We start from the raw sequence: 6515 nt of genomic DNA on the forward strand, positions 1-6515 counted from the left end.
GAAACTGCTCCTAAGCGCTTCGTTAAAGAATTACGCGGAGTGGAAATGGATGCGTATGAAGTTGGTCAGGAAGTCAAGGTTGAAATTTTCTCTGCTGGAGAAATCGTAGATGTAACAGGAGTATCTAAAGGTAAAGGTTTCCAAGGTGCGATCAAGCGCCACGGACAATCTCGCGGACCTATGTCTCACGGTTCACGCTACCACCGTCGTCCTGGTTCAATGGGACCTGTAGATCCTAACCGTGTATTCAAAGGTAAATTATTACCTGGACGTATGGGCGGAGAGCAAATCACTGTTCAAAACCTTGAAATCGTAAAAGTTGATGCAGAACGCAATCTTCTTTTGATCAAAGGTAACGTACCTGGTGCGAAGAAAACTTTAATCACTGTTAAAAGTGCTGTTAAATCTAAATAACTCTCTTAGGAAAGGAGGAAATTGATCATGCCAAAAGTAGCATTATACAACCAAAACGGTTCTACTGCTGGTGACATCGAATTAAATGCTTCTGTATTTGGTATCGAACCAAATGAGAGTGTTGTATTCGACGCTATTCTTATGCAAAGAGCTTCCTTACGTCAAGGAACTCACAAAGTAAAAAATCGTTCTGAAGTACGCGGCGGAGGTCGTAAACCATGGCGTCAAAAAGGTACTGGACGTGCCCGTCAAGGTTCAATCCGTTCACCGCAATGGCGCGGAGGTGGTGTCGTATTCGGCCCAACACCACGCAGCTATTCTTATAAATTACCTAAAAAAGTTCGCCGCTTGGCAATCAAATCAGTATTGTCTTCTAAAGTGAACGACAACAACATCATCGTTCTTGAAGATCTTACTCTTGATACGGCTAAAACAAAAGAAATGGCAGCTATCCTTAAAGGATTATCTGTTGAGAAAAAAGCTTTAATCGTAACTGCGGATGCAAACGAAGCAGTAGCTTTATCTGCTCGTAACATTCCTGGAGTTACTGTTGTTGAAGCTAACGGAATCAACGTTTTAGACGTTGTCAACCACGAGAAGCTTCTGATTACAAAAGCAGCGGTTGAAAAAGTAGAGGAGGTGCTTGCATAATGAAAGATCCTCGTGATGTTCTAAAGCGCCCCGTCATTACTGAACGTTCTGCTGATTTAATGACTGAAAAGAAATATACTTTTGAAGTTGATGTAAGAGCTAACAAAACAGAAGTGAAAGACGCGGTTGAAAGCATCTTTGGAGTGAAAGTTGACAAAGTCAACATCATGAACTACAAAGGTAAATCAAAACGTGTTGGACGCTACACTGGTATGACTAGCCGTCGCAGAAAAGCGATCGTAAAACTTACTGCAGACAGCAAAGAAATCGAAATTTTTGAAGCTTAATTATCTGTAAAAAGAAGGAGGGAAATTCAAAATGGCGATTAAAAAGTATAAACCGACCTCTAATGGACGTCGTGGCATGACAACTTCAGATTTTGCTGAAATCACGACTGACAAGCCGGAAAAATCCTTGCTTGCTCCCCTTCACAAAAAAGGCGGACGTAACAACCAAGGTAAATTGACTGTACGTCACCAAGGTGGCGGACATAAACGCCAATACCGTGTTATCGACTTCAAACGCGATAAAGATGGTATACCTGGACGCGTTGCTACAGTTGAATACGATCCAAACCGTTCAGCTAACATCGCTCTAATCAACTATGCAGACGGAGAAAAACGTTACATTCTTGCTCCTAAAGGAATTCAAGTGGGTACTGAAATCATGTCAGGTCCTGAAGCTGACATTAAAGTAGGTAATGCACTTCCACTTATCAACATCCCTGTTGGTACAGTTGTGCATAACATTGAATTAAAACCTGGTAAAGGCGGACAGCTTGTACGTTCAGCTGGTACATCTGCTCAGGTTCTTGGTAAAGAAGGTAAATACGTTCTTGTACGTCTTAACTCTGGTGAGGTTCGCATGATCCTTTCTGCTTGCCGTGCTTCTATCGGTCAAGTAGGTAACGAACAGCACGAACTTATCAACATTGGTAAAGCTGGACGTTCTCGCTGGAAAGGCATCCGTCCTACAGTTCGTGGTTCTGTAATGAACCCTAACGATCACCCACACGGTGGTGGTGAAGGACGTGCGCCAATCGGACGTAAATCACCAATGTCTCCATGGGGTAAACCAACTCTTGGATTCAAAACTCGTAAGAAAAAGAACAAATCAGATAAATTCATCGTACGTCGTCGTAAAAATAAATAACGGGGTTGTCTACGGTTCTTTTCGGACCGTAGTGCAATCACGAAGGGAGGTTCCAAAATGGCTCGCAGCTTAAAAAAAGGACCATTTGTCGATGATCATCTAATGAAAAAAATCGAGAAATTAAATGAAGCGGATAAGAAACAAGTTGTGAAAACTTGGTCTCGCCGTTCTACTATTTTCCCGCAATTTATCGGTCACACAATCGCAGTCTATGATGGACGCAAACATGTGCCTGTTTACATCTCTGAAGATATGGTAGGTCACAAGTTGGGTGAATTCGCACCGACACGCACTTACAAAGGTCATGCTAGTGATGACAAAAAAACAAGACGCTAATGAGAGGAGGCTTTTAAATGCAACAAGCTAAAGCTGTCGCAAGAACAGTCCGTATTGCTCCTCGTAAGGCACGTCTAGTAATGGACCTGATTCGAGGCAAGCAAGTAGGTGAAGCAGTATCGATCTTAAACCTTACGCCAAAAGCTGCTTCCCCGATTATTGAAAAAGTTTTAAAATCTGCTATCGCTAACGCTGAGCACAACTACGAAATGGATGCAAACAACCTGGTTGTTACTCAAGCTTACGTGAACGAAGGCCCTACGTTGAAAAGATTCCGTCCGCGCGCTATGGGACGTGCAAGCCAAATCAACAAACGTACGAGCCACATTACTATCGTTGTATCAGAAAAGAAGGAGGGATAACTCGTGGGTCAAAAGGTAAATCCAGTCGGTCTTCGTATTGGTGTTATACGTGATTGGGAATCTAAGTGGTACGCTGGCAAAGATTACGCTGACTTCCTTCACGAAGATCTGAAAATCCGTGAATTTATTAATCAACGCCTGTCTGACGCTTCTGTTTCTAAAGTGGAAATCGAGCGTGCAGCAAACCGCGTTAACATTACGATCCACACAGCTAAGCCTGGTATGGTTATCGGTAAAGGCGGTTCTGAAGTCGAAGCGCTTCGCAAAGCCCTTAACAGCCTTACTGGCAAGCGTGTACACATTAACATTCTTGAAATCAAAAGAGCAGATCTTGATGCACAGCTAGTTGCTGACAACATCGCTCGTCAATTAGAAAACCGTGTTTCTTTCCGCCGTGCGCAGAAACAACAAATCCAACGTACTATGCGTGCTGGAGCACAAGGTGTGAAAACAATGGTTTCTGGTCGTCTTGGCGGTGCAGATATCGCTCGTTCTGAATACTACAGTGAAGGAACTGTTCCATTGCACACATTACGTGCGGACATTGACTATGCAACATCTGAAGCTGATACTACTTACGGTAAGCTTGGTGTGAAAGTCTGGATCTATCGTGGAGAGGTTCTTCCTACTAAGAAGAAAACTGAGGAAGGAGGAAAATAATATGTTATTACCAAAACGCGTTAAATATCGCAGAGAGCATCGCGGAAAAATGCGTGGCCGTGCGAAAGGCGGTACTGAAGTACATTTCGGTGAATTCGGTATCCAAGCTCTTGAAGCTTCTTGGATCACTAACCGTCAAATCGAAGCTGCACGTATTGCGATGACTCGTTACATGAAACGTGGCGGTAAAGTTTGGATCAAAATTTTCCCTTCTAAACCTTACACTGCTAAACCACTTGAGGTACGTATGGGATCCGGTAAAGGGGCTCCAGAAGGTTGGGTAGCTGTTGTAAAACCGGGCAAAGTTTTATTTGAGATTTCTGGTGTGTCTGAAGAGGTTGCTCGTGAAGCGCTTCGTCTTGCATCTCACAAATTGCCAATTAAAACGAAGTTCGTAAAACGTGAAGAAATTGGTGGTGAATCAAATGAAAGCTAATGAAATTCGTGACCTTACCACTGCTGAAATTGAACAAAAAGTAAAGTCTCTTAAAGAAGAACTTTTCAATCTTCGCTTTCAATTAGCGACAGGACAACTTGAAAATACTGCTCGCATTCGTGAAGTGCGCAAAGCTATCGCGCGCATGAAAACTGTGATTCGTGAAAGAGAAATTGCTGCTAATAAATAATCACTGAGGGGAGGTCGTGAGCATGAGCGAACGTAACCAACGCAAGGTTTACCAAGGCCGTGTTGTTTCTGACAAAATGGATAAAACCATCACTGTTGTTGTTGAGACATACAAAAAACATACACTTTACGGTAAACGCGTAAAATACTCAAAAAAATTCAAAGCACATGATGAAAATAATCAAGCTAAAATCGGTGACATCGTTAAGATTATGGAAACTCGTCCATTGTCTGCAACTAAGCGTTTCCGTCTAGTTGAAGTTGTCGAAGAAGCTGTTATTATCTAATAAAGTTCGGAATTCTTTTTCCGAAGGGAGGTAACAAATAATGATTCAACAAGAGACTCGTTTAAAAGTAGCTGACAACTCTGGCGCACGTGAAGTACTTACTATTAAAGTTCTTGGTGGTTCTGGACGTAAAACAGCTAACATTGGTGATGTAATTGTTTGCACGGTTAAACAAGCAACACCAGGAGGCGTTGTCAAAAAAGGTGAAGTCGTAAAAGCTGTTATCGTTCGCACTAAAAGCGGAGCGCGCAGAAGTGATGGTTCATACATCAGCTTCGATGAGAATGCATGTGTTATCATCCGTGACGACAAGAGCCCACGCGGAACTCGTATCTTCGGACCAGTTGCTCGTGAATTGCGTGAAAACAACTTTATGAAAATTGTTTCTCTAGCTCCAGAAGTTATCTAATGAAATAAATGCCTTACTCAAGGAGGTGCGATCAGGATGCATGTAAAAAAAGGCGATAAAGTTATGGTTATCTCTGGTAAAGATAAAGGCAAACAAGGAACAATCCTTGCTGCTTTCCCTAAAAAGGACCGCGTTTTAGTTGAAGGTGTTAACATGGTAAAGAAACACTCTAAACCAACTCAAGCTAACCCTCAAGGCGGTATTTCTAATCAAGAGGCGCCAATTCATGTATCAAACGTTATGCCGCTCGATCCTAAAACAGGTGAAGTGACTCGCGTAGGATACAAAGTGGAAGATGGCAAAAAAGTTCGTGTAGCAAAAAAATCTGGGCAAGTTCTAGATAAATAGTATTAAAAGGAAGGGAGGTCTATCTCATGAACCGCCTTAAAGAAAAGTACAATAAAGAAATTGCACCTGCTTTAATGACTAAGTTCAACTATGATTCAGTCATGCAAGTGCCTAAAATCGAAAAAATCGTAATCAACATGGGTGTTGGTGACGCTGTTCAAAACGCAAAAGCAATCGACAGTGCTGTTGAAGAATTAACGTTTATCGCAGGTCAAAAACCTGTCGTTACTCGTGCGAAGAAATCAATTGCTGGATTCCGTCTTCGTGAGGGAATGCCTATCGGTGCGAAAGTAACTCTTCGCGGAGAGCGCATGTATGATTTCCTTGATAAACTTATTTCTGTATCTTTACCGCGTGTACGTGACTTCCGCGGGGTTTCTAAAAAATCTTTCGACGGTCGCGGTAACTACACACTTGGTATTAAAGAACAGTTAATCTTCCCTGAAATTGACTACGATAAAGTAACAAAGGTTCGAGGAATGGACATCGTTATCGTAACAACTGCTAATACTGACGAAGAAGCTCGTGAGCTATTAACTCAAGTAGGTATGCCGTTCCAGAAATAATCAATGAAAGGGAGGCGAAATCGTGGCTAAAAAGTCTATGATTGCGAAACAACAACGTACACCAAAGTTTAAAGTACAAGAGTACACACGCTGTGAACGCTGCGGACGTCCGCATTCAGTCATTCGTAAATTTAAACTTTGCCGTATTTGTTTCCGTGAGCTTGCATATAAAGGACAAATTCCTGGCGTGAAAAAAGCCAGCTGGTAATCCCCAAGAAAGGGAAGGAGGTAATTATATAATGGTTATGACAGATCCAATTGCAGATATGCTAACTCGTATTCGCAATGCAAACATGGTACGTCATGAGAAGCTTGAAATTCCTGCTTCTAAATTGAAAAGAGAAATTGCTGAAATTTTAAAGCGTGAAGGTTTCATTCGTGACGTTGAGTTCGTAGAAGACAGCAAACAAGGTATCATCCGCGTTTTCTTGAAATACGGACAAAACAACGAGCGCGTTATCACTGGTCTTAAAAGAATCAGCAAGCCTGGTTTGCGTGTTTATGCTAAATCTAATGAAGTACCTCGCGTACTTAACGGTCTTGGAATCGCGATTATTTCTACATCACAAGGTGTTTTAACGGACAAAGAAGCCCGTGCAAAACAAGCTGGTGGAGAAGTTCTAGCATACGTTTGGTAAGAAGTTTAACATGAATGGAGGTGTTTGGTATGTCTCGTGTAGGTAAGAAGCTACTTGAGATTCCTTC

The 6515-nt window shown here is 42.1% G+C and carries 15 protein-coding genes; all 15 read left to right on the forward strand.

Going from position 1 to position 6515, the window contains the following annotated elements; translation table 11 throughout:
• Positions 1-414: 50S ribosomal protein L3 (gene rplC / locus C1T29_RS00970; RefSeq protein ID WP_208945592.1), on the forward strand; the 414-nt coding region annotated here is incomplete at its 5' end.
• Positions 415-441: 27 nt separating this feature from the next.
• Complete coding sequence (gene rplD / locus C1T29_RS00975; RefSeq protein ID WP_003225792.1) at positions 442-1065, forward strand: 50S ribosomal protein L4; 624 nt, start codon at positions 442-444, stop codon at positions 1063-1065.
• Positions 1065-1352, forward strand: a complete 288-nt coding sequence (rplW, locus tag C1T29_RS00980; protein WP_003156467.1) for a 50S ribosomal protein L23 — start codon at positions 1065-1067, stop codon at positions 1350-1352. The genes rplD and rplW overlap by 1 nt, the downstream gene beginning before the upstream one ends.
• A gap of 31 nt (positions 1353-1383) precedes the next feature.
• Complete coding sequence (rplB, locus tag C1T29_RS00985; protein ID WP_003225795.1) at positions 1384-2217, forward strand: 50S ribosomal protein L2; 834 nt, start codon at positions 1384-1386, stop codon at positions 2215-2217.
• Between the two features lie 57 nt (positions 2218-2274).
• The gene (rpsS, locus tag C1T29_RS00990) at positions 2275-2553 is read left to right on the forward strand and encodes a 30S ribosomal protein S19 (protein WP_208945593.1); all 279 of its coding nucleotides are present in this window, start codon (positions 2275-2277) and stop codon (positions 2551-2553) included.
• 17 nt (positions 2554-2570) lie between these two features.
• On the forward strand, positions 2571-2915 hold the full coding sequence (gene rplV, locus C1T29_RS00995; protein WP_020449862.1) for a 50S ribosomal protein L22: 345 nt from the start codon (positions 2571-2573) through the stop codon (positions 2913-2915).
• A 3-nt stretch (positions 2916-2918) separates the two neighbouring features.
• Positions 2919-3575: a 30S ribosomal protein S3 gene (gene rpsC / locus C1T29_RS01000; RefSeq protein WP_208945594.1), complete on the forward strand. Its 657-nt coding sequence runs from the start codon at positions 2919-2921 to the stop codon at positions 3573-3575.
• A gap of 1 nt (position 3576) precedes the next feature.
• Positions 3577-4011, forward strand: coding sequence for a 50S ribosomal protein L16 (gene rplP / locus C1T29_RS01005; protein WP_003225801.1), 435 nt, complete (start codon positions 3577-3579; stop codon positions 4009-4011).
• Entirely contained in the window at positions 4001-4201 is a 201-nt protein-coding gene (gene rpmC, locus C1T29_RS01010) for a 50S ribosomal protein L29 (protein WP_003156482.1), read from the forward strand. Before rplP ends, rpmC begins: the two co-directional genes overlap by 11 nt.
• Positions 4202-4223: 22 nt before the next feature.
• Complete coding sequence (gene rpsQ / locus C1T29_RS01015; RefSeq protein ID WP_003225804.1) at positions 4224-4487, forward strand: 30S ribosomal protein S17; 264 nt, start codon at positions 4224-4226, stop codon at positions 4485-4487.
• 40 nt (positions 4488-4527) lie between these two features.
• Positions 4528-4896: a 50S ribosomal protein L14 gene (rplN, locus tag C1T29_RS01020; protein WP_003225805.1), complete on the forward strand. Its 369-nt coding sequence runs from the start codon at positions 4528-4530 to the stop codon at positions 4894-4896.
• 36 nt (positions 4897-4932) lie between these two features.
• The gene (gene rplX, locus C1T29_RS01025; protein ID WP_003156486.1) at positions 4933-5244 is read left to right on the forward strand and encodes a 50S ribosomal protein L24; all 312 of its coding nucleotides are present in this window, start codon (positions 4933-4935) and stop codon (positions 5242-5244) included.
• 26 nt (positions 5245-5270) lie between these two features.
• Positions 5271-5810, forward strand: coding sequence for a 50S ribosomal protein L5 (rplE, locus tag C1T29_RS01030; RefSeq protein WP_003225809.1), 540 nt, complete (start codon positions 5271-5273; stop codon positions 5808-5810).
• 22 nt (positions 5811-5832) lie between these two features.
• The gene (gene rpsN, locus C1T29_RS01035; protein ID WP_003156488.1) at positions 5833-6018 is read left to right on the forward strand and encodes a 30S ribosomal protein S14; all 186 of its coding nucleotides are present in this window, start codon (positions 5833-5835) and stop codon (positions 6016-6018) included.
• A gap of 31 nt (positions 6019-6049) precedes the next feature.
• Complete coding sequence (gene rpsH / locus C1T29_RS01040) at positions 6050-6448, forward strand: 30S ribosomal protein S8 (protein ID WP_003241998.1); 399 nt, start codon at positions 6050-6052, stop codon at positions 6446-6448.
• Positions 6449-6515 lie beyond the last annotated feature (67 nt).

The sequence above is a fragment of the Bacillus sp. MBGLi79 genome (assembly GCF_002953915.1).

Coding starts and splice junctions, on each gene's coding strand:
- rplE (WP_003225809.1), top strand. CDS start 5,271: ATGAACCGCCTTAAAGAAAAGTACAATAAAGAAATTGCACCTGCTTTA.
- rplV (WP_020449862.1), top strand. CDS start 2,571: ATGCAACAAGCTAAAGCTGTCGCAAGAACAGTCCGTATTGCTCCTCGT.
- rplD (WP_003225792.1), top strand. CDS start 442: ATGCCAAAAGTAGCATTATACAACCAAAACGGTTCTACTGCTGGTGAC.
- rpsH (WP_003241998.1), top strand. CDS start 6,050: ATGGTTATGACAGATCCAATTGCAGATATGCTAACTCGTATTCGCAAT.
- rpsS (WP_208945593.1), top strand. CDS start 2,275: ATGGCTCGCAGCTTAAAAAAAGGACCATTTGTCGATGATCATCTAATG.
- rpsQ (WP_003225804.1), top strand. CDS start 4,224: ATGAGCGAACGTAACCAACGCAAGGTTTACCAAGGCCGTGTTGTTTCT.
- rplX (WP_003156486.1), top strand. CDS start 4,933: ATGCATGTAAAAAAAGGCGATAAAGTTATGGTTATCTCTGGTAAAGAT.
- rplB (WP_003225795.1), top strand. CDS start 1,384: ATGGCGATTAAAAAGTATAAACCGACCTCTAATGGACGTCGTGGCATG.
- rplP (WP_003225801.1), top strand. CDS start 3,577: ATGTTATTACCAAAACGCGTTAAATATCGCAGAGAGCATCGCGGAAAA.
- rpmC (WP_003156482.1), top strand. CDS start 4,001: ATGAAAGCTAATGAAATTCGTGACCTTACCACTGCTGAAATTGAACAA.
- rplW (WP_003156467.1), top strand. CDS start 1,065: ATGAAAGATCCTCGTGATGTTCTAAAGCGCCCCGTCATTACTGAACGT.
- rplN (WP_003225805.1), top strand. CDS start 4,528: ATGATTCAACAAGAGACTCGTTTAAAAGTAGCTGACAACTCTGGCGCA.